Origin of the sequence: Kiloniella sp., assembly GCF_965205715.1 — a bacterium.
GTDB lineage: Bacteria > Pseudomonadota > Alphaproteobacteria > Kiloniellales > Kiloniellaceae > Kiloniella.
In genome coordinates, this window is the sequence record NZ_CBDBHW010000013.1 from 33,387 (window position 1) to 58,487 (window position 25,101).

Sequence of the window (25,101 nt, forward strand, 5' to 3'; positions counted from 1 at the left end):
TCATCCCTTCATCGCTGGCGAGAGCTTAATCAAGCTCTCGTGCGATTTCTTCGATGATATAACACTCAATTTGATCGCCAACTTGAATGTCAGAATAATTTTCAAAGGCCATACCACATTCGTAACCCTCTTTGACTTCTTTCACTTCGTCTTTGAAGCGACGCAAAGTCTTGAGGTTACCATCGTGAATTACGACGTTATCACGAAGCAGACGGACTTTAGAACCACGTTGAACGAGGCCTTCCGTAATCATGCAACCCGCAATTTTACCTGTTTTGGTAATATTGAAAATTTCACGGATCTGGGCGTACCCAAGGAATTTCTCACGCTGTTCAGGCTCAAGCATTCCGCTCATCGCCGCTTTCACATCATCGACGACATTGTAGATAATGGAATAGTAGCGAATATCAACGTTCTCACGGCGTGACATCTCACGGGCTTGTGGATTGGCACGAACGTTAAAGGCGATCACAAAAGCACCAGTAGACTGGGCAAGAGTAATATCTGATTCGTTGATCGCACCAACACCTGTATGAAGAATGTTCACCTTAACTTCTTCGGTGTTCATTTTCTGCAGGCTTGTCGCAATCGCTTCCATAGAACCGTGAACATCAGCTTTAATAATAACTGGTAGCTCTTCCGCCTGACCCTCTTTGAGTTTGGCAAGCATCTGCTCTAGAGAACCACGTCCTTCCGCAGCAGCAGCAAGATCTTTTTTCTTCTGCTCACGGTATTCGGCGATTTCACGGGCTTTGGCGTCATTTTCAACAACGATGAAATCATCACCAGCATTTGGCGTACCGTTTAGACCAAGCACTTCGACAGGAAGGGCTGGACCAGCCTTTTTAACCTGTTGACCACGTTCGTTTGTCAAAGCACGAACACGGCCCCACTCGCTACCCGTTACAAAGATATCACCGACATTCAGGGTACCTTTTTGAACCAATACAGTCGCAACAGAACCACGGCCTTTATCAAGCTTGGCTTCGATCACTGCACCAATAGCAGTTCGGTTCGGGTTGGCTTTAAGCTCAAGCAACTCAGCTTGAAGCATGATAGCTTCTTCAAGCTTATCAAGCCCGGTTTTGTTTTTCGCAGAAACCTCAACCGTCTGAACATCACCGCCCATGTCCTCAACAACGAGTTCATGTTGAAGAAGTTCTTGTTTCACACGATCTGCATTTGCACCCGGTTTGTCCATTTTGTTGATCGCAACAATAATTGGAGCAGAGGACGCTTTTGCATGGTTAATCGCTTCAACTGTTTGTTCCATGATGCCGTCATCAGCAGCAACAACGAGAACAACAATATCAGTTACAGTAGCACCACGAAGACGCATTTCAGTGAAAGCAGCGTGACCAGGAGTATCGAGGAAAGTAATTTTATTCCCGGATTCGAGGTTCACCTGGTAAGCACCGATATGCTGAGTAATACCACCGGCTTCGCCGCGCACAACATCCGCAGAACGGATCGCATCCAGCAAGGAAGTCTTACCATGGTCAACGTGTCCCATGATTGTAACAACAGGAGAACGGTTCTCCATTGCACTATCTTCATCGATATCTGTGCCAAGAATGCCCTGCTCCACATCCGCGTCTGTAACACGTTTGAAGGTGTGGCCTAATTCAGTAATAACCAATTCAGCGGTATCAGCGTCGATCGTTTGGTTGATCGTCGCCATTACACCCAATTTCATCAGTTCTTTAATAACATCCGTGGCGCGCTCGGCCATTCTGTTACCAAGTTCTTGAACTGTAATTGTTTCAGGTAGAGTAACTTCGCGCAAAACCTTCATAGGAGCAGCGCGATTACCGCCACGTTCTTGCTGAAGTTTCTTCTGACGACGGCGTTTAACCGATGCCAAAGAGCGCTGACGACCATCATTATCAGAAGTCGCGCTGGAAATAGTCAGCTTACCTTTATTGCGACGATCGCCAGCAGGCTGGTTTTTATCTGTCGCTTGTTTAGGGGTAAAGCTAGGCTTGTTACCTTGTTTAACACGTCCACCAAGTTCCTGAGCAATAGCATCACCAACACTGGTAGGAGCTGCAGCAGGTTTTTTCTTTGGTTTCGGTTTGTCCTGGCGCGCAGGGCGTCTTTCAGGTGCGCGCTCAGCTGCTTCGCGCTTTTTACGCGCTTCAGTCGTTGCACGTGCAGCAGCTTTAGCTTCGTCTTCTGCTTTCTCCATTGAGCTTTTGGCATTCTCAATACGAGCAGCCTCTTGTTCCTGCTTAACTCTTTCAGCTTCGTCAGCCTTAAAGCGCGCCTCTTCTTCAGCTTTAATCTCAGCTTTACGACGGGCGTCTTCTTCTTGGCGAATGCGTTCAGCTTCAGCAGATTGACGTTTCACTTCTTCAGCTTCACGTGCCGCAGCAAGAACCTGCATACGTTTAGCTTTTTCAGCGTTTGTCAAACTATCCTGTGTCGGCTTGGGCTTAAAAGCTTTCTTCGGAGCCGGGGCTTTTTTAACAGGTGCAGCCTGTTTTGGCTCAGGCTTCTCAGTAAGCTCAGGCTCAGGAGTTGTCACTTCAGCCATACGGCCACTTTCACCACGCTCAAAAGTACGGCTACGCTTGACTTCCACGGTAACGGACTTTGACCGCCCATGGCTAAAGCTCTGCTTAACCTGTCCGGTTTCAACAGTCTTTTTCAACTCAAGCGAATTTGGCCGACTCAATGTCAGCGGCTTTTTGCTCTGCTTGGTGTCCTTGCTCGAGGTCATGTCTTTCAGGCGTCCACTTACTCTTTGGCGGGGTGTCCCGCAATTCCTCTTACAGCTAACAACCGCGTCGTATCCACGACGAACCTATCAGCGATTCCACTTGGCCTAAGCGCTATATGAACCCAACTATCACGGCCCAACGCTTGCCCTAGTTCTTGCGTAGTAAAAATTTCGTTCGTTAGCATGTCAGGGTCTATAGCCCTAGCTAAAGCTCGAATTTTACCACGCCCATCTTCTGCCGCATCAACGGCTTGAACCAGCACCTTGACTTTCCCAGAGGAAAGCCAAGCTTTAGTCTTCTCAAACCCTGCTACCAAATGTCCTGCACGTTTTGCCAGACCTAAGGCATCAAGGCAACGTTTCGTTAGCTGCGCGTCAAGTTGATCGATCAAATCGTCAGCAACTTTTACCTTCGCTTTAGCCGAACGAGCGAATAATTGTTTTTTACACGCCTTCTCTAGCATATCCCGGCTTGGAGACAACCAGATTCCGCGTCCAGGCAGTTTTCCAGACAAATCTGGGACAACAAACCCATCTGGTCCAACCACAAATCGTAGCAAACCAGATTGGGGGAAAAGGTCTCCGGAAGCTATGCAACGCCTTTCGGGATCGCTTTTACGCTTCTTTCTAACCTTTTTCTTTCCCCCATATTTTGATGCAGATACAGACTTCACCAAAGTATTGATCCTTTGGGCTAGGCTTTGTCAGCACCTTCAGAAGCTGTCGCTTCGGAGTCTGTCGCTTCGTCGTCAAACCAATGCGCACGTGCCGCCATAATAACTGCGTTCGCCTCATCTTCAGTAATCAAAAGCTCTTCACCAAGCATTTCAACCAGTTCATCACCAGCGAGATCAGCGAGATCATCAAGAGTTTTAACCCCTTGTTCGCCAAGGTGAACCAATTGTTCGCTCGTAAGCCCTTCAGCGGACATAAGATCGTCGCTTACGCCCAGATTTTGACGGGATTCTTCAAGCTCTTTTTCATGAACTTCTAGATGACTTCTTGCGCGATTACGGAGCTCTTCAGCAATTTCTTCATCGAAACCCTGAATTGCAGCCAATTCATCTACGGGAACAAAACCAACCTGTTCAACGCTTTCAAAACCTTCTGCGACAAGAAGATGCGCGATAACATCATCCACATCCAATGCATCAATAAAGTTTTGTGAACGCTGTTTTGTCTCTTCCTGACGACGACGAGATTCCTCATCATCTGTCATGATATCGATATCCCAACCGGTCAGTATCGACGCCAAGCGCACATTCTGACCACGACGACCGATTGCCAAGGACAACTGGTCATCTGGCACGACAACTTCAATGCGGTTTGTATCTTCATCAAGAACAACTTTTGACACTTCTGCTGGCGCCAAAGCGTTTACAACGAAAGTCGCTACATCTGGAGACCAAGGAATAATGTCAATTTTCTCACCTTGAAGCTCTGTAACAATCGCCTGAACACGGCTGCCACGCAAACCAACGCAGGCACCAACCGGATCAATTGAAGTATCTTGAGATTCAACAGAGATCTTGGCGCGACTACCGGGATCACGAGCAACCGCTTTGATATCAATAACACCGTCATAAATTTCAGGAACTTCCTGAGAGAACAACTTCGCCATGAATTGTGGGTGCGAGCGTGACACAAAAATCTGAGGGCCACGAGGTTCTTCGCGGACATCATAGATATAAGCGCGAACACGATCACCATTACGAAAGTTCTCACGTGGCAATGTTTCGTCCCGGCGCATAATGGCTTCCGCCTTACCGAGATCAACTGTCACGTTACCAAACTCGTTCCGTTTCACAACGCCATTGATAACTTCACCAACGCGATCTTTGTATTCACGGAATTGACGTGCGCGCTCTGCATCACGAACTTTTTGTACAATAACCTGCTTTGCAGTCTGAGCAGCAATACGGCCCAAATCAATTGGCGGCAATTCGTCAAAGAGAAACTCACCGATCTCGATATCTGCCTGACGAAATCTTGCATCCTTTAAAGTAGTTTGAGTTAGTTCGTTTTCAACTTCCTCAACAACTTCCGTATAACGGCGCAATCGAACTTCGCCTGTTTTACGGTCGATCTCTGCACGAATATCGCGTTCATGACCATATTTAGCGCGCCCAGCTTTAGAAATAGCCTGTTCCATAGCATCGATCACTTCATCGCATTCGATGCTTTTTTCCCGCGCAACAGCAGCGGCAACTTGAAGAAGTTCAGTTCTGTAAAGAGCAGTCGTTTCCATTTGCCCTCAAATCCTTAATCTATACTGAAACCCGGTACTGGTTAACCCAGATGGTCAGTTCACTATGTTCATTCTATAGCGATGGTACTAATCACCAACGCTACGCCATATTCGTTACAAACGACGGAATTATCCGCCTGCCTGCGCTGCTGCGATCAGATCATCAGTCAATATGAGCTTAGCTCGCGACATATCCTGAAAACGCAAATAAATTTCTGCTTCTTCGTCTTCTAAATCCAAATGAATAGCTTCATCTTCAACCCCAAGAAGTTTGCCCTTAAACCTTCTACGGCCTTCGATGTTCATAGCCATTTCAATTCTGGCATCAAAACCTGCAAAACGGGCAAAGTCAGCCAACCTTGTTAAAGGACGATCAATCCCTGGCGAACTCACCTCCAACCGGAAGGCGCCTGAGATCGGATCTTCAACTTCAAGAATGGCCTCAATTGCACGGCTTATGTCTGAACAGTTATCAACAGTCATAATCTCTTTGAGATCACTGTGCTCAGCCATAACCTGCAGAGTTTTTCGTTCTTCTCCACCTGTAATCATAACACGAACGATATCAAAACCCATAGATGCCAGAGTCGGGGCAATAATCTGCTCAATTTGAGCAGCCTTACCATCACTCGTTTTAGCAAGAAGAGGTATTGAACCTCCTGAAGAGTCTGACAAAAATCTATCTCCGTTTGTGTAGTGCGCCAACTCACTTCCCTATACATAAAGGCCGAAAGTAAATAAAAACGCTGATTTTAGGTACAAAAAATGGGCCTTAAGGCCCGCTGTCAAAACTTCGATGTAGCGGGCTACAACAAAGTGTGTCCCGGGCGCACTGTACCTCCAGCACATTTTAAGCGCAAGTGGTTTTCTCAACTCGGGCTGGATCCATAGATTCCAGCCTTATTGGAAGAGTTTTGCCCTACCAGAAAAAAGAAAAACGAGGTATAGTTTTAGCTACGCGGCAGCCGGGTAAATCGAAGATATCCAGGCTTACAGCCCTTTTTTATCCCTTTTTCTTCGTACCTGGTTTTTGGCCAATCCTCGGTACGCTGGTTCCAGTCCTGTTTAGAACTCGCTATCCACTCAAATTCCGGATGAGGAACGGTTCTTTCCAACATCCATCGCAAATATCCCATATCATCTGTCGCCATACGCAGCTCACCACCATCAACGAGGAGTTCCGCCAAACGGTCGAGAGTTTCACGCTGAACGATGCGGCGCTTATTATGGCGTGCCTTATGCCATGGATCAGGAAACAGAATAAATACTTTGGAGAGAGAGTTTGCAGGCAGAAATGGCATCATGTCACGAACATCGCCACGATAGATGCGGACGTTCTCAGCGCCATTATCATCAAGATGCCCCAGCAAACTGGCGACACCATTTATGAAATACTCGGCACCAATCAAATTGACGTCAGGATTGTGTTCGGCCTGCCAGGCCAGGTGTTCACCTCCACCAAACCCGATTTCAAGCCAAGTCTCTCGGCTAGAATTGCCAAAAAGCTTATCTAGGTCTAGTGGCTTAATATTATCCAAATTCCCAAGCGGGACTAGAATTTTTGGCAGAACTGTCTCAACGAGCTCAGTTGCCTTTTTTCGTAGAGGGCGACCCTGTCGGCGGCCATAAAAAATACTACGCTTAACAGGATCGCTCATTACTTTTCTCTACTGATAACAGCTTTTACAGATTAAAAGCTGATTTAAGACCATCAACAAGATCCAGGCGCTCCCACGAGAAGCCACCATCATCTTCTGGACGACGACCAAAATGTCCATACGCAGCAGTCCGCGCATAAATCGGTCGGTTCAAATTCAGATGCTCTCTGATACCGCGAGGAGAAAGATCCATAATATCCATAAGGATACTTGGGAGTTTCTGCTCATCAACCTGGCCCGTGCCATGAGTATTCACGAACAGAGACAATGGCTTGGAGACACCGATCGCGTATGAAACCTGAATAGTGCAACGTTCAGCAAGGCCAGCACCAACAACATTCTTCGCCAGATAGCGTGCAGCATATGCCGCAGAACGATCCACCTTGGTCGGGTCTTTACCAGAGAAAGCGCCACCACCGTGAGGCGCAGCCCCACCATAGGTATCAACAATAATCTTACGCCCGGTAAGGCCAGCGTCCCCATCAGGACCACCGATAACAAATCGACCTGTTGGGTTTACGTAAAATTCTTCTTCAGGGCACATCCAGCCTTCAGGAATTTCTTTAACAACATGGCGACGAACGATCTCGCGAATTTCTTCAGGAGAAACACCTTCGGCATGCTGGGTAGAAACAACGATGGATGACGCGCGAACCGGCTGTCCATCCACGTATTCAAGAGTTACCTGACTCTTCGCATCAGGGCCCAGTCCTAGCTCTTCACCAGAATGACGCACATCTGCGAGTGATCGCAAAATATTATGAGACAAGTAGATCGGCGCAGGCATAAAACCTTCGGTTTCCCGACAGGCATACCCAAACATAATGCCCTGATCACCAGCGCCTTCGTCTTTATTGCCTGCGGCATCAACGCCCTGAGCAATATCCACTGACTGCTCGTGAATGTAGTTCTGGACTTCCATATTTTGCCAATGGAACCCGTCTTGCTCATAACCAATGTCACGAACAGCCTGGCGCGCTACTTCTTCGATAACTTCAGGAGTCACCTCAGCAGGGCCACGCACTTCACCGGCCAAAACAATACGGTTTGTAGTCGCCAGTGTCTCGACGGCAATACGTGATTGCGGGTCATGAGAGAGATAAAGATCTACAATTGAATCTGATACTCGATCACAAACTTTGTCAGGGTGTCCTTCAGACACGGACTCGCTTGTGAAAAGATAGCTGCCAAGTCGCACGACAACCCCTTCCTATAAAAATTATGAAATGCTTGATCAAGACACCGGATTAAAACGATATGCGACCCATGTCAGATCAATTGCAAAGTAAAATGCAAAAAGCGCGACCAGCAATGCCCGATCGCGCCCTATTATGCAACGGTTAAATGTCAAATTCGCAAGAAAGTGACGGTTAACCGTTTAGAAAACTCTATTTAAAGAATTTATTCTGCAGCAACATCGCTAGATGAAGCTTCCGCAGCGGTACCAAGTGCCTTCGTCATTTCGAAAAGACGCTTCCGTACATGAGGATCAACGATTTTATAATAAGCACGTACCAACTCAAGAGTTTCGCGCTTCGCCATCGGATCCGCTTCATGAACAAAAGTATCAACTTTTTCTTCACTCATTTCACGTAGGCGCACTGGAGATTGTGAAGCCACCTCATCTGGCATATCCGCAAAGAAGTAGCCAACAGGCACTTCCAATACACGCGCAAGATCATAAAGCCGGCTCGCACCGACACGGTTTGCACCGCGTTCATATTTTTGAACCTGCTGAAAAGTAAGCCCGATAGCTTCACCTAATTTTTCCTGGCTCATACCAAGAAGAGTCCGGCGCAATCGCACACGGCTACCAACATGAACATCTACTGGGTTAGGTTTACCCTTACCACGCACTGGTACATTTTCTTGTACTCGTCCCATAATATTACTCTCTCTAACTACACACACAAGCAACCATCTATACGAGTATAGTTATGCATACGATCGTATGCCGTCAACTTATTTATGCAAAAAAGTGTATTTATTTTAGTTTTACACGGTTTTTAGATTTGATTACCAGTGGTAGCAACATCAAAACCATCAGAAAAAGCACTGAAAAATTCCCAATCCTAGAAAATACAGTACTTGAGGGTGTTTTCTTTGGAAGGCCTGTATCCAAAATTCCAGCCACGCCCAATTCAACACTTTCAACCACTCTTCCATAGGCATCTATCGAGGCAGAGATCCCAGTGTTGGCAACTCGAATTACAGGAATCCCCTCTTCAACAGCTCTGAGTTGTGCCATCCCAAGATGCTGATAAGGACCACTTGAAATGCCAAACCACCCATCGTTTGTTAAATTCAGTATCCACTCAGGGCGGTTAAACGCATCAACGACAGCACCAGGAAATATAATTTCATAACAAACCAGGGCACTCATCGGCGGCACCCCTGGTAAAGACATCGTGAGAGGACCAGGCCCAGGTGAGAAATCAGAGCTCCCTGCCGTTAGCTTTTCAATAAAAGGCAGCCAGTCTCGCAAAGGCGCATACTCCCCAAAGGGAACCAAATGAAACTTATCGTAAGTCCCAACGATATCCCCGCTTCGATTCAAGACATGTACAGAATTTTTAAACTTGCGCTCAATTCCACCACCATCGGGTAGTACTTTTTCTTCAATTCTCGGCGCCCCGGTAATTAAAAACCCTGGGGGAGGCACCACCCGAGCTATCTTGGTTCGCAACGCTTTGACAGAGGACAATAGAAACGGGACGGCTGTTTCTGGCCAAATCACATGAGTTATATCCTTAAACCCCTCACTCACACTCATGCTCATCTGTTTGTCGACATGACCTTCCCTTAACTTGGGCTTCCATTTGTCTGCTTGCGGGATATTTGGCTGCACCAACCTTAGGTTCACATTTTCCACAAAGGATTCAGCCTCAGGAGATAACATCCCCAGGCGCAAGGCGCCGCCACCCCAGACAAAAAGAGGGAGAGAAAGAGCAAAGAATACAAACGCAACCCGTCGCTTCATCTCTGAAAGATTGAGATCATTTCCTGAAAACAAAACTGCGGGAGCTGCTGCAGCAAAAAGAGTGAGGACACTTAAGCCCCAAACTCCCGTTACGCTTGCGAGTTGCAACATGGAATCAGAAAAGGTCCAAACAGCTCCGATTAAATTCCAGGGAAATCCAGTAAATATCCAGGAGCGCAGCCACTCGACCGCCAACCATATGGCGACAAAAGCAATAAGCCGATCAATTCCACGAAACTTTAGCCGGGCAAGAAGATACCCCACCAGACAATGAAACAGGCCCATGCCAACAGCCAGACCCAGGATGGCAAAAGGCATCATCCAGGCATGCCGCGCACTGTTAACAAGGAAAGCGGAACCGACCCAATACAACCCAATGGCAAAATGGCCGACACCAAAGGCCCAACCTATGAATGCAGCTTTCTTAGGACTTTCCGCCCCTTGAAACAGCCAAAGTAATCCCGTAAAGGCCGGAACCAAGAGAGGAATAAGAAACAAAGGCGCAAAGGCCGTAGCTGATACAGCTCCAAGAGACGCCGCAACGACATAACGCTGCCACCCCGTTAGAGCACGCAGCTTTACACTCAGACCATATAAGCCAGCAAGACTCCGCCCCAAAATCATCGCGAACTAATCCTCGACTTGTTCTTCAGCTTTTTCCTCGGCCTTAACAGCCCCGCTCTTCCATATTCGTAAGCGTTTAATCCGTCGTGGGTCCGCCTCAAGAATTTCAAAAATAATTCCCGTGCCTTCGTGTTCTATCAATTCACCACGCGCAGGTACTCTATCAGCAAGCCAAAAGACAACCCCACCCAGAGTATCGATATCTTCCTCGCGCTCATCATCTTCTAGAATTGCCCCGATTTTTGCTTCTAGCTCTTCGATTTGGCAACGTGCATCAGCGATATAGGAACCGTCAGGCCTAGGATAGAGCCGCGGCCCCTCATCAGTATCATGCTCGTCTTCGATTTCACCGACGATCTCTTCAACAAGATCCTCAATGGTGACAAGCCCATCAATTCCACCGTACTCATCAACAATTAAGGCCATGTGGACCCGCGACATGCGCATTTCCAAGAGCAAATCAATCGCGCGCATTGACGGCGCAATAATCAAAACGCGTCGAACAATACTGGCAAGATTAGGGTTTCTTGCTCCCTTGGAATACTCCAAAACATCTTTGATGTGTACCATACCAACGACATCATCGAGTGTCTCTCGATAAACAGGCAGTCTGGAATGACCAGCCTCGCTCATCATATCAATGAGATCACCAATAGATGTGTCGATATCTACAGCGACAATGTCTGCCCTAGGAACCATCACATCAGAACAGGCAAGATGTCGAAGCTTGAGGATATTCCCCAGCATCATCTTTTCATCTGCACCGATAGGGGTAGAAGATTCAGCCTCATCCTCGCTCCCCTCAATCTCATCAATGATCTCTTCCATAGTTTCACGAACAGAAGAGTCACCATTTTTGAGACCCAGGCTACGGGTTATCCAATTCCATATTCCGCCGCGTGATGATGCCTCTGCATCCTGATCACGCAGCACTTTACTGTTGCCAGATATTTCACTCATCAATAGCTCCCTTTAGGAGCCTATCGCCATCCAGCTCATAGGGATTTTCTACACCGAGCCTGCTCAATATTTCGACCTCAAGACTTTCCATTTCCAATGCTTCATCATCCGACAAGTGATCATAGCCCAATAAGTGCAGGACTCCATGCACCAACAGATGAGTAAAGTGATCTTCAAGCCTTTTAGATTGCTCTTTTGCTTCGCGGATCAAGGTCTCGCGTGATAAAACAATGTCTCCAAGAGATAAAACACCTCTTTGATGAGCCAATTTTTCTTCAGAAGGGTCATCCAGCGTAGAAAACGACAGCACGTTTGTCGGTTTGTCTTTCCCCCGATATTCAAAATTTAGTTTTTGAACATCAGCGTCATTTGAAAGCACAACAGACAATTCTGTCTCTGAAATAGAAGAGGTTTCAACACTAGAAGCTTCCGAGGAGAAGCCACCAAGAACATACCCCAATAAAACGGCCCTGTGGATTAGAGCGCGATTATGCGGCAAATCTTTAGGCCAAAGTGCGTCGCGTGTTTCAACACCGATTTCGAGCCCTATCGCAGAAAAGGCTTCGTTATCCAAATCGAGAGAGCGCTCCATAGCCTCTGTCATTATTAAGTCAGACACCGTTAGAACCTATGCATTTTGTCAAATCAGGCGAATCAGCCATCAAAAAAATCACGTTCTTTGGCCACGCCCTTATTTGAATTAGAGCGGTTATCGTAGGCTCGAACGATTTTTGTCACGAGTTCGTGGCGCACAATATCTGCATGCGCGAACTGCACAAACCCGACCTCTTCAAGTTTAGCAAGCGTCTCGGAAGCATCTCTCAATCCCGATGGCTGCCCATTAGGAAGATCCACCTGGGACAAATCACCAGTAACAACCATTCTGCTGCGCTCACCCAGACGCGTTAAAAACATCTTCATTTGCACAGGCGTAGTGTTCTGAGCCTCATCGAGAATAACAAAGGCATTTGAAAGTGTGCGCCCCCGCATAAAGGCCAAAGGGGCGATTTCAATTTCGCCATTTTCCAAGCGACTAAGGACCTGATCAGATGGCAGCATATCGTGCAAGGCATCATATAGGGGCCTGAGATAAGGATCGACCTTATCCTTCATATCACCAGGAAGAAAACCCAGTCTTTCACCGGCCTCAACCGCGGGTCGGGAAAGAATAATGCGTTCGACTTCACCATTGAGTAAAAGCGAAACCCCATAAGCAACAGCCATATAGGTTTTACCCGTACCAGCAGGCCCGACACCAAACACCAACTCATGGCGCTGCATTGCTTTGATATAATCGGCTTGCCCAGGTGAGCGGGGGTTCAGACGACGTTTGCGAGTAACAATTGCAAGCTCGTCACCATGGGTGGTTTCCACCGCCTTCTCCGCCTCTTCAAAGTCCGGCGTCACTTGGGCCATTCGAACGACAGCATCAACCTCGCCATCCCCGACATCCAAGCCTTTTTGCAGACGCTCGTACAAGGCCTTCAAGACAACTTTTGCTGTCGCAACGGAATCTTTATTACCGCTGATTGAAACCTGATTTCCTCGCGATGCGAGATCTACTCCAAGGTGCTGTTCCAGGCGAACTAGATGCTGATCATGCTCACCATACAACATGGGGAGAAGACTATTATCATCAAATTCTAGTAACTTATTCTGCCGTGCACCACGGGCGGCTTGTCCGTTGCGAGCTCTGGCTGTCAAATGCGTGCCTCCATAGCGGTTATTGCGTCATCACCATTATGCGCGTCCAAAACACCAAAGTCACCTGTTACGACAGATCCGGTTAATGAATTTGGCCTTGCGGTTTCGATTCTGACATCAACGATCTGTCCCATCAAGCGTTCTGGCGCCTGAATAAATACGGATTGCATATAGGGGCTACGCCCCCCCAACTGCCCTTCTTCACGCCCCTTACGCTCAACCAAGACAGATAGAGTTTTACCAACCATACTCTGATTAAACGAAATTTGTTGAGCGTTTAGAAGCTCTTGCAACATAGCAAGACGTTTGGATTTAACATCTTCAGGAACCTGGGCATCAATTCCAGCAGCAGGCGTACCTGGGCGCGGGCTATACTTAAAAGAATAAGCCTGAGCATAATTGATGTCTGTAACCAAGCGAAGTGTATCAGCAAAATCTTGATCAGTTTCGCCAGGAAATCCAATAATAAAATCAGAAGATAGAGCGAGTTCAGGGCAAGCATCACGGAGCTTACCGATGACACGTCGATAGTCATCCCCTGTGTGTTTCCTATTCATCATCTCCAAGATACGATCAGAGCCGCTTTGAATTGGGAGATGCAAATAAGGCATCAGTTCTGAAAGATCACGGTGAGTTTGGATAAGCTCATCATCCATATCATTTGGATGCGAAGTTATGTAGCGCAAGCGCTCTATTCCATCGACCTCAGCTAGCTCACGGAGGAGGCGACCAAGGCGCCAAGACTTGCCATCAGGTCCTTCGCCGTGGAAACCATTTACATTTTGTCCAAGCAAGGTGATTTCACGAGAGCCGTTTGCTACCAATCTCCTAGCTTCATCTACGATTGCAGTTACCGGCCGAGAAAATTCAGCACCGCGCGTATAAGGGACAACACAGAAGGTGCAGAATTTATCACACCCTTCTTGAACGGATAAAAAGGCCGAAGATCCGTGTGCCTGACTTTCCTCGGGTAAAAAATCGAATTTTGATTCAACCGGAAAATCCGTATCCGATATGCCCCGACCGCTGGTATTTCCAAGAGCCTCTGCAACCATCTCTGGCAAGCGATGGTAGGTTTGTGGACCAAAAACCATATCAACGTGCTTAGCCCGGCGAAGTATCTCTTCTCCTTCAGCCTGGGCGACACATCCCGCAACACCTATCAGCATCCGATCCCCACCCTCGGATTCGCGGCGGTCTCTCAACTTGCGGAGTTGACCAAGTTCAGAAAATACCTTCTCTGAAGCCTTTTCCCGGATATGGCAGGTATTAAGGATGACCATGTCCGCCCCGTCTGGGCGGTCAGTGGTTTCGTATCCCAAAGGAGCCAACACATCTGTCATACGAACCGTGTCGTACACATTCATCTGACAGCCATAGGTCTTGATATAAAGTTTTTTAGCCACTTGATTACCAACTCAGCCTAATGTTGCGTACAAAAATAATCCCGTCACAACATCATGTTAAATTACCATTTGTTGGGATTAGAAGCCATCTGTGATTGTGATCCAGAAAGTGCACTGGAAACTCCCCTTGAAACCAACCCATGGCAGTGTGCCGCCATATCTTTCCGGTTAGCTAAAGATTTTGCTTCTACTGGCTCAAGAAACTCGACCTCAACAGTCAAAGTACCCATTGCTAGCGCGTGCCACAAATGACCAGGTAATTCCATATCCCCGTACCAGGCATAAAAAGGGCGCCATAAACGCCCTATGGGCATACCATCCAACCGGGTGTATGTAATGGAGATTGGCTGAACCATCAAGGGGCTATCGCCCTCAGCGACTTGAGCGACAGAGAAGAGGGCAGATTTAAAAGGTAAAACACGCGTTCCATCGCTCGATGTTCCCTCCGGGAAAAGAATGAGGTCTCGCCCATCTCCCAGCCGTCGCGCCATATTTGCACCGCTCTCTTTGGATTTATGTCTTCGACGCTGAATGAAAACGGTACCTGAAAGCTTGGCTAGAACGCCAAAGAGTGGCCAGCTCCCGACTTCAGACTTAGCAACGAAGTGACCATCAATCAAACTGCCTAAAACAGAAATATCCAGGTACGACACATGGTTAGAGACAAATAGTGTTGGACGCCTAGAGCACCTTTTGCCTCGAGTAACAACTTTAATACCGGTAAGAAAACAGGTCGCCCCATGATACCAAAGCGGCAATCTATAACGCCCGGGCAATCGTAATAAAAGTAACAACATTTGGAGGGGAATGAGGCTCAACGTAAAACTCAGGTAGGCCAAAAGCCTATAAAAAGCCCTGAAGTTAGAGCCTAATCCTGATGCTACGGTGATATCTGACATTTCAAGCCACCTGCTTCGCAGCAGAATCCACTTCACGCTTGTAATGCTTAAGATATTTGTCAGTGACCCCGCTGGTTTCAACAATCACACAAACATCCGTCGTGCCAAATTGCTCGTCAACTACCGCACCATCCCCCACTACACCGCCTAAACGTAAATACCCTTTAATCAAGGGAGGAAGCTCCCTCAAAGCAATCCGTGGATCGACTTTATCTGCAGACATCAGATTCATTGAACTATATCTATCGGGAAGTGCTTTTGGACAAATCTCAGGATCAGCAAGATGATTGTGATACAAATAAGAGAGCGGTAGCTTTAGCTGATCAGGATCAATTCCCTGTAAGCTCGCACAGCCAAACATATATTTGATATCAAAATGAAAGACGTACTGTGCAATCCCCCGCCACAACAGCTGCATGGTAGAACCGCGTCGATAATTCGCATTAATGCATGAACGGCCTAGTTCAAGGATTTCACCTTTAAAATCGAGCAGTCTTTTCAGATCAAATTCATCTACTGAATAAAACTGCCCCCGTGCCTTTGCACCTTCCCTGCGCATCACACGATAAGTGCCAACGACGGCTTCAGGCCCCTCGCCAAGCTCTTTATCAAAAACGAGAAGATGATCACAAAATGAATCAAAACTGTCGAAATCTCGACCACTGGATTCCATTTCAAGTGTTGGCTGTGCAGAATTCTCACGGTAGAAAATATCATACCGTAATCTTTGTGCAGCAAGAACTTCCTGTTCGGTCTCTGCCAATCTTATCGTCAGAGAACCCGCAGTTACATCCACGGGCCGCTTCGCACCTTCAATCATACTCAGCATGTTCCTTAATATTAAACATGGCGAGGACTTTGCCAGATAATTGTGTCTATTTTATTGCACTGCAGCCTTCGCGAACCGCATAAATCTCTAACCGGTGATCAACCAGACGATAACCGAGTTTTTCTGCCATTTTCGAAAGAAGAGAATGGATTTCGGCATCGGTAAATTCAAGCACATCTCCTGAATTAACATCAATCAAATGATCATGGGCCTGTTCCGTCGCTTCCTCGTAACGGGACCTCCCGTCACCAAAATCATGGCGTTCGAGTATCTCAGCTTCTTCAAATAACTTTACAGTACGGTAAACTGTCGCAATTGATATTTTAGAATCAAGTTTAGAAGCCCGATGATATACCTGCTCTACATCGGGATGATCGATTGCATCTGATAGAACCCGCGCAATAACACGGCGCTGTTCCGTCATTTTTAGCCCTCTTTCGGCACAAAGAACTTCCAATTTTGATGTCATGACAATCCTGAAATCGTGGTTAATGCAACGGTAATCTAATTTTGAATAATTCTAATGTACACAGAAACGCGCTACGGAGCAAATACCCGTAGCGCATTTTTTATAGTCAATTAAAACAAAATAATAGATGCCTTATTTGGTTCTATTTGCGCGGGTTCCAAGTCCTATTTGCTTAGCAAGAGAACTGCGTTGCTTAGCATAATTTGGCGCAACCATTGGGTAATCCTGAGGCAAGTTCCAACGTTCACGATATTCCTCTGGCGTCATATTGTAAGCGGTCTTTAAATGCCTTTTCAGCATCTTCAGCTTCTTACCGTCTTCCAAACAAATGATGAATTCGGGTGTGATCGATTTTTTAACAGAAACAACAGGAACTGGGCGCTCAGGCTCTTTTTTCTCTTCCTGGCCAAGTGAGGATAGCGTTCCATAAACCTCACGAATAAGCTGAGGCAAATCAGCCATGGCAACAGAGTTATTGGCAACATGCGCCGATACGAGGCGTGTTGTGAGATCCACGAGCTCTAATGAGGATTTTTCTTCAGACATAAATGACTGTTCTTTCAAAATATAAGGTTATCTTCAACTTTAAAGAATGATTACTTGCTTTATAGCATACTCAAATTCGAATTAAAGTCATTTCCACTAATTTCCAAGAGTGAAAACTTACAGAGAGTAAGATATACAGTCATAGAAACTAAAATTTTGCATTTTCATGTAATATCTAGTTGCATAACCAGCGCATCAACTAAATTACCACAGGGTTTATGATAATATTTTTTACGTCGCCCTATTTCTTTAAAACCTACATTTGAATAAAGGGAAATTGCAGCAATATTGTCTTCAGCCACCTCTAAGAATAACTTACTTACTTGATTTTGACTTAAATAAGTCACAATTTCAGCAACTAATAGGCGTGAAAACCCATTACCACGCCACTCAGGATCAATGCATATGGTTAAGATTTCAGCCTCGCCGGCGACATTCTGCCATAGAGCAAAGCCAATCGGCGTGCCTTTAATACAATAAATAAATCCATTATTTGGAACTTGTGAAAGTATTTGAGAAATGGAGTTCGCATCCCACATTGCATCCGGGAAAGAACGTGCATGCAGTTCAGCCAACACTTCTGTATGCTCAAGACCAGCTTCTAAAATAGATTTAGCTTTATAGTCAGCTTCCGACATCCGGTATTAGCTCACGGGTGATTTATTTTTAGGCAACGATACATCAGGGGCCCTTAAATAAAGAGGACTTACGCGCCCCTGATCACTTTCAAACAGTTTATTTTCAAGCGCAAGAAGTAACAGATATTGTGCCTCAGCACGGGGGTTACAGGCAGAGACCTGAATACCTCTCCCATTTAGCTGCAAACAATCAACTGCCTGATCAACTCCATCGCCAACCAATAACAAATTCCCGTCCGGTAATAGAGAATCTATCTTATCAGGAGAAGCGGCGAATGCCTCAGAGTAAGACTTTAAGTTGGGCCTAAAGCACTGAACAAAAAGATCCGCCCTCTTCGCATCAATCAAAACTGTTATCACCTGCCCCTGCTGTTTTTCACTTTCAGGAACAGATCTGGCTAAAACATCAAAGTTACTCACACCAACAAGTGGCTTACCACAAGCCAGAGAAAACCCCTGAGCAGCAGCGAGACCAATACGAACCCCGGTAAACCCCCCAGGACCCGTTGTTACAGCAAATCCATCCATATCCAATAACGCCAAACCCGTCTCATCCAAGACCTCTTGAACCATCGGCAACAGACGCTCGGATTGCCCCCTACGCATTTCTTCCTGGCATGTCGCAATAACTTCGCCGCCTTTCATTACGGCAACAGAACAAGATGAACCAGCGGTATCCAATCCAAGTAAAGTTGGTTTTTCAGGAAATGTCATAGTAACTCAATCTATTCTCTTCGACGTTAGTGCGCATTACGCTAGTATACCCTCGATAGACAGTAGCTATCAGGATACCCAGCAGTTCGAGGGCAATCGCGACTACTCTGCCTGTAAAATCAATCAGCATAAACGTTTTGGCAAGTCAGTTAACTTAAAGTCGCTATATATCTTTATAGCTGTATTTGCACTTTAAACTTAAAATATGCCTCGCTTATGGCTTTCGTTCTATAGCTTAAAAAGCTAGAAGGCTCCAAATTCAAATAAGAACTGATACTATTATGATCAAAGAAACTCTCTCCGTACTCCTTTTTTCAATGTTGGTTTTCAGCTTAAATGTCGGCTTTTCACAAAGGCCCACTCTCGCTGAAGAACTTACAGCCAACAACGGTGCCGTGGTGATCATGTATCATCGGTTCGATGAACAAAAATACACTTCAACCAATACAAGTCTGGACACATTGCGCGCTCATATAAAAGAGCTCAAAAGCGGCCCGTACAACGTTTTACCTTTATCAGATATTGTTGACGCCATTTCAAACAATAAGCCTCTTCCCGATAGAACGGTAGGTATCAGTATAGATGATGCTTTTCTTTCTTTTTACAAAAAAGCCTGGCCTGAATTCAAAAATGCCAACCTTCCAGTCACGGTTTTCACCTCCACTCAACCAGTGGAACAAGGTCTTCCTGATTATATGAGCTGGTCACAGTTAAGAGAAATATCGGCAGACCCACTCATTACTATCGGAAATCATGGCCATCAACACACCCATATTATTAATTTTAGCCTAGAGGCTCAAAACACTGATATAGATACTGCAAATCAGCTATTTAGACGTGCACTCGGCAAGCAGCCTAGCCTATTTGCCTATCCTTACGGTGAAATTAGCCAACAACTCAGCAACATCATCCGCGCCAAGGGCTTTAAAGCTGCCTTCGGTCAACATTCTGGAGCCGTATCCAGACAACACGACTTGATGCGTCTTCCCAGGTTTCCATTTAACAATCGATTTGGAACTTCGGACCGCTTCAACTTGGCGGTTAATAGCTTACCTCTGCCCGTTTCTGCTATTTTACCAGAGAATCTAAAGCTGAACAGTTCAACCAATCCGCCCCCCTTTGGCTTCACCATATCTGAAGAGATCAAAACAAGAGAGGACGGCACTTATCGAGGCTTAAATTGCTACAGTTCTCAAAACGATCTATCCCTTCTTCAATTAGGGGCTGGTCGCGTAGAGGTACGCATTTCAGCGGCCTACAAACCGGGGCGCGCAAGGATTAACTGCACGATGCCTGGTCCCAATGGACGTTGGCGTTGGTTTGGCCAGCAGTATTTTATTCCAAAGTAAATAAGATCTAAGATCCATTTCCCCTAAAACTAGAGAAAATGCCGATCTAGATTTTCAATCAGGAACTTAGGTCATTTCCGCTGCGAGCGTCAGATAGTTTTGCGCCATCAAATTCCTGCAATCGATTGGTTTTGATAACGGCCTGAATAGCGGCAACATATTCTTCCGCTTCTTCAGAATAGGCGAGAAGTGTTCCGGCAAGAACATACCCATTTAGAGGATGGCTGTTACTTCTCAACGCCTTTCGGCGTGCTCTAAAATATTTATAAGAGCGGTTTGTATTTAGGTTATGCGCATAGCCTTGAATAGAATCCAACAGCCCGGCAAAACTCTTTACTTTAAACGAAGCCCCATCTTCCCGTTTAACGGGGACCATACCGCTCCCCTCACTTGACCAGGTCCGTTGGCCAAAGAGAGCATTTCCCTCACGTGCAAATCTTGACGTGCCCCAGCCACTTTCTTGAATAGATTGAGCTAAGGCTAAACTTACAGGTATGACATCCAATTTAAGAAGCAGCTTATTGGGCTCATTATAGGTGAAACCGTATTTTTTGGAGAGTTCCGTAAGCCAGACAATGTCTTCTTCAGGCACAGAAATACCACGTTCCAAGCTTTTGGAAATTGCGATCACTCTATTTCTGTCTGCTAAGATCGTTTCATTAACACTTAAAATAAGAGGAAGAACAGTCCGGATAAAAAGACTCTTTTTAAGCTGAATATTCTTCTCTTCATTTAAATCCTCGGGAAGGCCGCGAAGAAAAATGCGAGGGACGTCTCGGCCGTGGGATCGTATTTGAGGCAGAAGATAATCTGCATTACTGAATAAGAGCTCCAGGTCCTTACGAGACTTAAGTTCAAGACCCTCTTTGGCCTGTTGCCTCGGAGCACCTACCCCAGTTAAGGCAGGCTCAACACTTCCAGGAATTAAATTGAAGGCCAGATAAGCTGGAAACACGATTACCAAGGCCCACGCGAACAGCGGGGCAAAGAAACTAAATGAGATATATTTGTGTGACCCGTTTGAGATCATTTCTTTAGCAGAAATAATTAACAGGTTTATTCGCTGGCCCGCACTTCAGTGACTTCGGGAATGTAATGCCTCAGCATATTTTCAATACCCATTTTCAAAGTCGCTGTTGAACTTGGGCACCCTGCACAGGCCCCTTGCATACGAAGGAAAACGACACCGTTTTCAAATCCATGAAAAACAATATCTCCACCATCTTGAGCAACGGCAGGACGAACCCGCGTATCCAGGAGCTCTTTGATTTGAGAGACAACTTCATCATCGTCCCCGTCTGCTGCTTCCGCATGGCCTGACAGGCTCTCCGCACCATCAACCATCACAGGACGGCCAGCAGTGAAATGCTCCATAATCGTGCCAAGAATAGACGGCTTCAGGATATACCACTCTTTGTCTTCAGATTTGGTAATCGTGATAAAATCTGCCCCAAAAAACACACCGGTAATGCCTTCAACATCAAAGAGACGTTGAGCAAGCGGTGAATTGCCAGCAGCTTCTTTAGCTTCAAAAAAAGCGGTTCCACCGTCCAAGACAGGACATCCCGGAAGGAACTTTAAAGTAGCGGGATTAGGGGTCTGTTCTGTCTGAATAAACATAGTTTGCTCGTCTTACATCGATGTTAGGTTCTTGTTCTTATATGTAATCTTGTCGTACGCATTCAAGCCCCAAGTGACAAGACATATATTATATCAGGGTTTGGTTAGCTAATTTCGTCGATTTCAGCTGGCTCAAGGTTGTCAGGTACGACCGTAATAGGCACCCTTAATTTGCCAATATGTTTGCCCATTAGGGCTGTTAATAGAGGCCCCGGACCACCCGATCCTGAACTTGCCCCTAACACCAAAATCGAAATCTGATCGTCTTCGTTCACGAGCTTAACCAACTCGTCACGACGATCACCTTCACGCATATAAAGCACCGGAATTTGCCCAGAATATTCAAGCACTTCTTCGCCCAGTTTCTGCATAAGTCGCTCGGCTTCAGCACGAGCTTCTTCTTGCATCAAATCGCCAACAGCGGCCCAATGATTGAATTCGGCAGGCTCAATCACATAAAGCAGCGCAACTCGCCCCCCGGTATGCAGGGCACGCCGACAAGCAAACCGCATTGCCTGTAGCATTTCATCACTGTCATCAACGACAACAAGGAAGATACGATCCTTAGCTCCGTGATCTCTGCATATTCTTTCTTCAGTTTCCTGATCTGTCGATTCTATTTCACTCAATGTATTACCCTTTACGGAAAGCAAGATGACCGATCCAGCCGGATATCAGTGCAATAAAAATAGCAATGACACCATACATCGCTCCATGGAGATGTGCATAGTCATAAATTTCGGCTTCTACACCAATCTTCGAAACAGAAAGCGGAGTCGTCCGAGCATCAACGATCTGGCCATTGCGCAAATGATAGACACTTACAAAGTAGGTCCCCGTTGGTACATTTGAGGGTAATTCGAATTCAGTTTTAAATAAATGTTCACCTAAAAAGATGATTTCAGCACTCTCTAGCTGATAATTTCCAGAGCGCATTAAATTTCTAATTAAAGAATCTTTCCATTCCTTGGCCAAAGAACCAGCAGCTTTAATGATAGGAAGATCTAGCCCGATATTATCAAACCCAATATTATTGAGAGCACGGGTCGCTGAAGACGTGATCTCTTCTAAAGGGCCCGTGGAAGCAATGGCATAAAAACTTGGTACCTTTTCAAAGGTCATCGACGCCGTATTCATCCAAATACCGGCTACCTGACTTTTCCTGAGCATTTTGAAGTCGGTATCAGGCCCACGCATGACAACCAGAACTTCTCCCGGCGTGTTAATACTGCCGTATAACTGAATCCGGTCACCAGAAAAATCAGCTCTGATTGCAACCAGATGGCTTGATAGATCTGCTTCGATGGCTTCAGCGCGCTTTAGATCAGCAATAATCAAAAAGAACGCAGCACTTAAAATCGACATTAAGCAGAAAAGAGAACGACCCATTGCAGACATCACTAGTTTGCCTCCAACGAAAAGAGGTCTGCCGGTGTCACAAGCAGGTCAAGGAAGAGCTTTCCACAAACCATAACAACCAGAATACCCAAAAGTAACCGGAGCCAATCCCCCTGCATCTTGGCCCCAATTCGGGTGCCCAGTTGCGCACCTAGAACGGAACCCACCAAAAGCAAAAGAGCGAGAACAACATCCACGGTCTGATTTTGTGCTGCTTGTAAAAAAGTAACGTTCGCTGCAACAAAGATAATCTGAAAAAGGGATGTGCCAATGACCATTGCTGTCGGCATGCCCAGTAAATAAATCATGGCTGGAACGAGAATAAATCCGCCTCCAACACCCATAATGGCTGAGAGGACACCAACAAAGAAGCCGATACTAAAGGGAAGCAGAGCTGAAATGTATAAACGGGATTTTCGGAATCTGATTTTAAGTGGCAAGCCATGAAACCAGTTATGTTCATGTAGCTTTCCGCGACTAGCGCCGCCAGATCTGCGTCTGCGGAAAACAGCCTTTAAGCCTTCCAGCATCATCAGCAAGCCAATGGTACCAAGGAAAACCACATAAGATAAATTAATAACGAGGTCGATTTGTCCCAAGCTTTTTAAAAACGTGAAAAGCCCAACGCCAATTGTTGATCCGATAAAACCGCCAACCAGCAAAATCCAGCCCATGAGAAAATCGACATTTCCTCGACGCCAGTGTGCGAAGACACCAGAAACGGAGGCTGCAATAACGTTATTAGCTTGAGTAGCGACTGCCACAGCCGGGGGAACACCAATAAATATCAGTAGGGGTGTCATCAGGAACCCGCCCCCTACACCAAATATCCCCGATAACAAACCAACGCCACCTCCCATCGCAAGTAAGAGGATGATGTCTACGGATATTTCAGCGATCGGCAGGTATACTTGCATTTCGATCAGCCGTTAGTGCAGCAGGTTTGCATATGGCTTTACTCTATTTTGGCCCTGTTTTGGCGATAAACCTTTTTGTGAATCTATATTAGCTCACTCCATAAAGAATCTAGCCTTATTAGCCAAAAAGGAAAAGGGGGCAGTTACGAATTTTTTGTTGTATTTCAACTTTCTGGTTAAGGGTATTTTAATTTTGATTGATCCCCAAAAGCCCTACTCACATAGCTTACTCTTACGAGAGGCATTTAAAAAAGGCACCTAACCGAAGTTAAGTGCCTTTAGTAGAATCAAATTTGGTACCAGAGTATTTTAATTCTGGAGTTACCTTCCCTATGGACGAAGGAACCCGACAGCATTGAATACTTCTTTCATAACTGGCGCAGCAAGCGCCGCAGCACGGTCCGCGCCGTCTTTTAGAACAGCATCCACATGAGATTTATCGTCCATTAGTCGTTTCATCTCTTCACCCATCGGGCCCAACTTGGTTACCGCAACTTCTGTGAGTGATTTTTTGAAATCAGCAAAACCTTTGCCTTCAAACTCGTTCAGGACATCAGACAATTCTTGATCCTGCAGCGCTGCAAAAATGGACAGCAGGTTGAAAGCTTCCGGGCGTTCTTTGCGAATCTCAGCAGGAAGAGCGCCATGTTCATCCAAAATATCCGCACCCGGAATCAGATGCTGATCACTGGTCGCTTTCCGAATTTTTTTGGCAACGGTATCAGCGTCATCCATCATGGTAATTCGACTGTAGTCAGAAGGGTCAGATTTACTCATCTTCTTACTGCCATCACGCAAGGACATGATTCTGGTTGCCGCCCCAAAGATCAATGGCTCAGGTACCGGGAACAAATCAACATTGAAATCATTGTTAAACTTGATCGCAATATCACGGGTGAGTTCAAGATGCTGCTTCTGGTCTTCGCCAACAGGTACGTGTGTCGCTTTATAAGCCAAAATGTCAGCGGCCATTAGGTTTGGATAAACGTATAGTCCTGTCGAAGCCTTTTCACGGTTCTTACCGGCTTTATCCTTGAACTGCGTCATGCGGTTGAGCCACCCAATCCGGGATACGCAGTTAAAAATCCAACCGAGTTCTGCGTGAGCAGATACCTGAGACTGATTGAAAATGATATGCTTTTTAGGGTCAACGCCGGCTGCAAGATAAGAGGCAACAACTTCACGTGTGTTATCAACTAATTGCTTTGGATCTTGCCAGACAGTAATGGCATGCATATCCACAACACAGAATATGCACTCATAATCGTCTTGCAGGCGCACAAAATTGCGAATAGCCCCAAGATAGTTACCAAGATGTAGGTTCCCTGTAGGCTGTACGCCCGAGAAGATACGCTTCATGGGAAAAGATCCGTTCAATAGCGATTTTATAGACAAAATTTTAGAGGTGGCTTTATCGCCC

At 46.1% G+C, this 25,101-nt stretch carries 25 protein-coding genes; 1 reads left to right on the top strand and 24 read right to left on the bottom strand.

What is annotated here, in order from left to right; genetic code table 11:
* Window positions 1–25 precede the first annotated feature (25 nt).
* From infB to tsaB, 18 genes are all read right to left on the bottom strand, one after another.
* Window positions 26–2,722, bottom strand: a complete 2,697-nt coding sequence (gene infB, locus ACOGW3_RS11305; protein WP_419903067.1) for a translation initiation factor IF-2 — start codon at window positions 2,720–2,722, stop codon at window positions 26–28.
* Between the two features lie 17 nt (window positions 2,723–2,739).
* Window positions 2,740–3,396 (bottom strand): RNA-binding protein, encoded by a 657-nt coding sequence (locus ACOGW3_RS11310; RefSeq protein WP_419904041.1) that lies wholly within the window; start codon window positions 3,394–3,396, stop codon window positions 2,740–2,742.
* 20 nt (window positions 3,397–3,416) lie between these two features.
* Entirely contained in the window at window positions 3,417–4,970 is a 1,554-nt protein-coding gene (gene nusA / locus ACOGW3_RS11315) for a transcription termination factor NusA (RefSeq protein WP_419903068.1), read from the bottom strand.
* Window positions 4,971–5,099: 129 nt separating this feature from the next.
* The gene (gene rimP, locus ACOGW3_RS11320) at window positions 5,100–5,645 is read right to left on the bottom strand and encodes a ribosome maturation factor RimP (protein ID WP_419903069.1); all 546 of its coding nucleotides are present in this window, start codon (window positions 5,643–5,645) and stop codon (window positions 5,100–5,102) included.
* 275 nt (window positions 5,646–5,920) lie between these two features.
* Window positions 5,921–6,628, bottom strand: a complete 708-nt coding sequence (trmB, locus tag ACOGW3_RS11325; RefSeq protein ID WP_419903070.1) for a tRNA (guanosine(46)-N7)-methyltransferase TrmB — start codon at window positions 6,626–6,628, stop codon at window positions 5,921–5,923.
* A 25-nt stretch (window positions 6,629–6,653) separates the two neighbouring features.
* Window positions 6,654–7,826 carry a methionine adenosyltransferase gene (gene metK / locus ACOGW3_RS11330; RefSeq protein ID WP_419903071.1) on the bottom strand — a complete coding sequence of 391 codons (1,173 nt, stop codon included), beginning with the start codon at window positions 7,824–7,826 and terminating at the stop codon, window positions 6,654–6,656.
* A 203-nt stretch (window positions 7,827–8,029) separates the two neighbouring features.
* A complete protein-coding gene (locus ACOGW3_RS11335; RefSeq protein ID WP_419903072.1) occupies window positions 8,030–8,512 on the bottom strand; it encodes a helix-turn-helix domain-containing protein in 483 nt (160 codons plus the stop codon).
* A gap of 100 nt (window positions 8,513–8,612) precedes the next feature.
* On the bottom strand, window positions 8,613–10,232 hold the full coding sequence (lnt, locus tag ACOGW3_RS11340; protein ID WP_419903073.1) for an apolipoprotein N-acyltransferase: 1,620 nt from the start codon (window positions 10,230–10,232) through the stop codon (window positions 8,613–8,615).
* Window positions 10,233–10,238: 6 nt separating this feature from the next.
* A complete protein-coding gene (locus ACOGW3_RS11345) occupies window positions 10,239–11,192 on the bottom strand; it encodes a hemolysin family protein (RefSeq protein ID WP_419903074.1) in 954 nt (317 codons plus the stop codon).
* A complete protein-coding gene (ybeY, locus tag ACOGW3_RS11350) occupies window positions 11,185–11,766 on the bottom strand; it encodes an rRNA maturation RNase YbeY (RefSeq protein WP_419903075.1) in 582 nt (193 codons plus the stop codon). Before ybeY ends, ACOGW3_RS11345 begins: the two co-directional genes overlap by 8 nt.
* A gap of 80 nt (window positions 11,767–11,846) precedes the next feature.
* Window positions 11,847–12,809 (bottom strand): PhoH family protein, encoded by a 963-nt coding sequence (locus tag ACOGW3_RS11355; RefSeq protein ID WP_419904042.1) that lies wholly within the window; start codon window positions 12,807–12,809, stop codon window positions 11,847–11,849.
* 83 nt (window positions 12,810–12,892) lie between these two features.
* Window positions 12,893–14,302, bottom strand: coding sequence for a tRNA (N6-isopentenyl adenosine(37)-C2)-methylthiotransferase MiaB (gene miaB, locus ACOGW3_RS11360; protein WP_419903076.1), 1,410 nt, complete (start codon window positions 14,300–14,302; stop codon window positions 12,893–12,895).
* Between the two features lie 62 nt (window positions 14,303–14,364).
* Window positions 14,365–15,201, bottom strand: a complete 837-nt coding sequence (locus tag ACOGW3_RS11365) for a lysophospholipid acyltransferase family protein (RefSeq protein WP_419903077.1) — start codon at window positions 15,199–15,201, stop codon at window positions 14,365–14,367.
* 1 nt (window position 15,202) lies between these two features.
* Entirely contained in the window at window positions 15,203–16,021 is an 819-nt protein-coding gene (locus tag ACOGW3_RS11370) for a GNAT family N-acetyltransferase (protein ID WP_419903078.1), read from the bottom strand.
* A 55-nt stretch (window positions 16,022–16,076) separates the two neighbouring features.
* Window positions 16,077–16,499: a Fur family transcriptional regulator gene (locus ACOGW3_RS11375; RefSeq protein WP_419903079.1), complete on the bottom strand. Its 423-nt coding sequence runs from the start codon at window positions 16,497–16,499 to the stop codon at window positions 16,077–16,079.
* A 132-nt stretch (window positions 16,500–16,631) separates the two neighbouring features.
* Window positions 16,632–17,045, bottom strand: a complete 414-nt coding sequence (locus tag ACOGW3_RS11380) for a MucR family transcriptional regulator (protein WP_419903080.1) — start codon at window positions 17,043–17,045, stop codon at window positions 16,632–16,634.
* 164 nt (window positions 17,046–17,209) lie between these two features.
* Window positions 17,210–17,683, bottom strand: a complete 474-nt coding sequence (gene rimI, locus ACOGW3_RS11385; RefSeq protein WP_419903081.1) for a ribosomal protein S18-alanine N-acetyltransferase — start codon at window positions 17,681–17,683, stop codon at window positions 17,210–17,212.
* A gap of 6 nt (window positions 17,684–17,689) precedes the next feature.
* Window positions 17,690–18,397 carry a tRNA (adenosine(37)-N6)-threonylcarbamoyltransferase complex dimerization subunit type 1 TsaB gene (gene tsaB, locus ACOGW3_RS11390; RefSeq protein WP_419903082.1) on the bottom strand — a complete coding sequence of 236 codons (708 nt, stop codon included), beginning with the start codon at window positions 18,395–18,397 and terminating at the stop codon, window positions 17,690–17,692.
* A 281-nt stretch (window positions 18,398–18,678) separates the two neighbouring features.
* Between tsaB and ACOGW3_RS11395 the strand changes: the two genes are divergently transcribed.
* A complete protein-coding gene (locus ACOGW3_RS11395; RefSeq protein WP_419903083.1) occupies window positions 18,679–19,746 on the top strand; it encodes a polysaccharide deacetylase family protein in 1,068 nt (355 codons plus the stop codon).
* A gap of 58 nt (window positions 19,747–19,804) precedes the next feature.
* On the opposite strand, the gene ACOGW3_RS11400 is transcribed toward ACOGW3_RS11395, so the two are convergent.
* The 6 genes from ACOGW3_RS11400 to trpS form a co-directional block, all read right to left on the bottom strand.
* Window positions 19,805–20,701, bottom strand: a complete 897-nt coding sequence (locus ACOGW3_RS11400; RefSeq protein WP_419903084.1) for a glucosaminidase domain-containing protein — start codon at window positions 20,699–20,701, stop codon at window positions 19,805–19,807.
* Between the two features lie 101 nt (window positions 20,702–20,802).
* Entirely contained in the window at window positions 20,803–21,366 is a 564-nt protein-coding gene (locus ACOGW3_RS11405; protein ID WP_419903085.1) for a NifU family protein, read from the bottom strand.
* A 104-nt stretch (window positions 21,367–21,470) separates the two neighbouring features.
* Complete coding sequence (locus ACOGW3_RS11410) at window positions 21,471–21,995, bottom strand: universal stress protein (protein ID WP_419903086.1); 525 nt, start codon at window positions 21,993–21,995, stop codon at window positions 21,471–21,473.
* A 4-nt stretch (window positions 21,996–21,999) separates the two neighbouring features.
* Complete coding sequence (locus ACOGW3_RS11415; protein ID WP_419903087.1) at window positions 22,000–22,764, bottom strand: TIGR02186 family protein; 765 nt, start codon at window positions 22,762–22,764, stop codon at window positions 22,000–22,002.
* 2 nt (window positions 22,765–22,766) lie between these two features.
* A complete protein-coding gene (locus ACOGW3_RS11420; RefSeq protein ID WP_419903088.1) occupies window positions 22,767–23,681 on the bottom strand; it encodes a sulfite exporter TauE/SafE family protein in 915 nt (304 codons plus the stop codon).
* Window positions 23,682–24,011: 330 nt separating this feature from the next.
* Window positions 24,012–25,040: a tryptophan--tRNA ligase gene (trpS, locus tag ACOGW3_RS11425; RefSeq protein WP_419903089.1), complete on the bottom strand. Its 1,029-nt coding sequence runs from the start codon at window positions 25,038–25,040 to the stop codon at window positions 24,012–24,014.
* Window positions 25,041–25,101 lie beyond the last annotated feature (61 nt).